Source organism: Metabacillus sp. 113a (assembly GCF_050107635.1).
In the GTDB taxonomy this organism is placed as follows: domain Bacteria; phylum Bacillota; class Bacilli; order Bacillales; family Bacillaceae; genus Metabacillus_B.
In genome coordinates this window covers 1-349 of the sequence record NZ_JBNILJ010000039.1, presented here as the reverse complement: position 1 = coordinate 349, position 349 = coordinate 1, and the positions used below count along the sequence as shown (strand labels likewise).

The 349-nt window shown below is 44.7% G+C and carries 2 rRNA genes; both read right to left on the bottom strand.

Annotation, left to right across the window (positions count from 1 at the left end):
- Window positions 1–4: 4 nt before the first annotated feature.
- A 5S ribosomal RNA gene (gene rrf, locus ACQCVE_RS19610) occupies window positions 5–120 on the bottom strand.
- Between the two features lie 133 nt (window positions 121–253).
- Window positions 254–349: ribosomal RNA gene (locus ACQCVE_RS19605) — 23S ribosomal RNA — on the bottom strand; the annotation flags it as partial.

The window sequence follows — 349 nt, the reverse complement described above, 5'->3', positions numbered from 1 at the left end:
ATACGCCTGGCGGCGTCCTACTCTCACAGGGGGAAACCCCCAACTACCATTGGCGCTGAAGAGCTTAACTTCCGTGTTCGGTATGGGAACGGGTGTGACCTCTTCGCCATAGTCACCAGACATATTCATTCTTTTAAAAAAGAGACAAGATTTATTATAGGTTGATTTCAGAAAAAATCAAGACTTTTTTTAATCTTTTTGCTCTTTCAAAACTAGATAACGATTGGTTCACGAGTCAAACGCCTTACGTAATTTGGTTAAGTCCTCGACCGATTAGTATCCGTCAGCTGCACATGTCGCCACGCTTCCACCTCGGACCTATCAACCTGGTCATCTTCCAGGGGTCTTA